We start from the raw sequence: 2,394 nt of genomic DNA on the forward strand, positions 1-2,394 counted from the left end.
GGCCCCGCGCAACGTGCTGGCCGCCGCGGTGGAGAGCGCCCAGGTCGACGTCGACACCGCGATGGTCATCGAGGCCCGCTACTTCACCGAGCTGGCCTGCGGGCAGACCAGCAAGAACATGATCCAGGCGCTGTTCTTCGACATGCTGGCGGTCAACTCCGGTGCCGGGCGCCCGAAGGACGTCGAGAAGCGGACGGTCCGCAAGGTCGCCGTGCTCGGCGCCGGGATGATGGGCGCCGGCATCGCCTACGCCTGCGCCAAGGCCGGCATCGACGTCATGCTCAAGGACGTGAGCGTCGAGGCCGCCGAACGCGGAAAGGCCTACTCCGAGGGGCTGTTGAACAAGGCCATCGCCCGCGGCCGCTCCACCGAGGCCAAGCGCGACGCCCTGCTCGCCCGGATCACCCCCACCGCCGAGGCCGCCGACCTGGCCGACTGCGACGCGGTCATCGAGGCCGTCTTCGAGAACACCGAGCTCAAGCACAAGGTGTTCCAGGAGGTCGAAGGCGTCGTCGCCCCCGACGCGCTGCTCTGCTCCAACACCTCCACCCTGCCGATCGGCCTGCTCGCCGAAGGCGTCCAGCGCACCCGCGACTTCATCGGCCTGCACTTCTTCTCGCCGGTCGACAAGATGCGCCTGGTCGAGATCATCCGCGGCCCGCAGACCGGCGACGAGGCGCTCGCCCGGGCCTTCGCCCTGGTCCGGCAGATCGACAGGACGCCGATCGTGGTCAACGACTCGCGCGGCTTCTTCACCTCCCGGGTGATCGGCCAGTTCATCAACGAGGGCGTGGCCATGGTCGGCGAGGGCATCCACCCCGCCTCCGTCGAGCAGGCCGCCGCCCAGGCCGGCTACCCCGCCAAGGTGCTCTCCCTGATGGACGAGCTCACCCTCACCCTGCCGCGCAAGATCCGCGACGAGTACCGGCGCTCGGTCGAGGCCGTCGGCGGCAGCTGGACGCCGCACCCGGCGGACGCGGTGATCGACCGGATGGTCGACGAGTTCGGCCGCCCCGGGCGCAGCGGTGGCGCGGGTTTCTACGAGTACGGCGAGGACGGCCGACGCGGCCGGCTCTGGCCCGGGCTGCTGGAGCACTTCTCGCGTGCCGACGGCGGGGACCCGGCCGACGTGCCGTTCGAGGACCTCAAGGAGCGGATGCTGTTCAGCGAGGCGCTGGACTCGGTGCGCTGCCTGGAGGAGGGCGTGCTGACCTCGGTCGCCGACGCCAACGTGGGCTCGATCCTGGGCATCGGCTTCCCGGCCTGGACGGGCGGCGTGTTCCAGTACATCAACGGCTACGAGGGCGGCCCGGCCGGCTTCGCGGCCCGCGCCCGCGAACTCGCCGCCGCGTACGGCGAGCGGTTCGCGCCGCCGGCGCTGCTGGAGCGGATCGCGGCGGAGGGGCGGACCTTCACGGACTCCACGGCTGCCGCGGGCTCCACGGCTGTCACGGGCTCTGCGGGCTCTGGGGACTCCACGGCTGCCACGGCTTCCACGGACCTCGCGGGCTGAGTGACGCGCCTAGCGGTTCTCCGTGGTGTCGGGTGAGGCCGTGCCCCGCACGGCCTCACCCAGCTCCTCCCGCAGCGACCGCTGGAACGCGGTGACCAGTGCCTGCGCGACCATCGGCTGGATGTGGTCGGTCAGCGCCTTCATCCGGGCCAGTTCCTCCGGGGCTGGCTCGCTCTCCCGGTACGGCTTCCACACCGTCTCCCGGAACAGCCGCTGCAACTCCCGGGCCGTGGCCCGGCTGTGCTCCAGCACCACCGCCCGGGCGGCCAGCAGCGTCTCCAGCGGGATCGGTACGTCCAGGACCCGCACGCCCAGCGGCAGCAGGCCCGGGTCCACCCGGAACACTTCCGGGTCCTCGGTGCGCTCCAGCGCCCCCATCGCGGCCAGACGCTCCACCTGCTCCTCCGACAGTCCCTGCCCGGCCCGGCGCTCAAGCTGCGCCCGGCCCAGCTCCTCGACCGCCTCGGGCGTCCAGGAGGCCACCAGCGCGCGGTGGATCGCCAGGTCCAGCGGCGTGCTGTCCTCCGGCAGCCGGGCCAGGTAGCGCTCGATCGCGGCCAGCGTCAGCCCCTGCCGCTGCAACTCCTCGATCAGTCCCAGCCGGTCCAGGTGCGCAGCCCCGTACAGGCCCACCCGACGGGGCCCCAGCTCCGGCGGCGGCAGCAGCCCCTTCGTCCCGTAGAACCGCACCGTCCGCACGGTCACCCCGGCCCGTGCCGCCAGCTCGTCCACCGTCAGCCGCACCTCGTCGGCCACCACATGGCCGTCGGCCGTCACATCGCCGTCGCCTGTCACACCGCCGTCGTCCGTCACACCGCCCCCCACGACCCGGTCCGCCCCCATCTGTCGCCTCCGCACTGTCACATTCCCGCTGTAACAGC

The 2,394-nt window shown here is 72.5% G+C and carries 2 protein-coding genes; one reads left to right on the forward strand and one right to left on the reverse strand.

Going from position 1 to position 2,394, the window contains the following annotated elements:
* A partial coding sequence (locus J0670_RS35955; RefSeq protein ID WP_207816878.1) for a 3-hydroxyacyl-CoA dehydrogenase family protein occupies positions 1 to 1,513 on the forward strand: 1,513 nt, incomplete at its 5' end.
* Between the two features lie 9 nt (positions 1,514 to 1,522).
* Here the strand turns inward: J0670_RS35955 and J0670_RS35960 are convergent.
* Positions 1,523 to 2,356 (reverse strand): MerR family transcriptional regulator, encoded by an 834-nt coding sequence (locus tag J0670_RS35960; protein ID WP_207816880.1) that lies wholly within the window; start codon positions 2,354 to 2,356, stop codon positions 1,523 to 1,525.
* Positions 2,357 to 2,394: the final 38 nt, after the last annotated feature.

This window comes from Streptomyces sp. FH025 (assembly GCF_017427025.1).
GTDB lineage: Bacteria > Actinomycetota > Actinomycetes > Streptomycetales > Streptomycetaceae > Kitasatospora.

Coding starts and splice junctions, on each gene's coding strand:
- J0670_RS35960 (WP_207816880.1), bottom strand. CDS start 2,356: ATGGGGGCGGACCGGGTCGTGGGGGGCGGTGTGACGGACGACGGCGGT.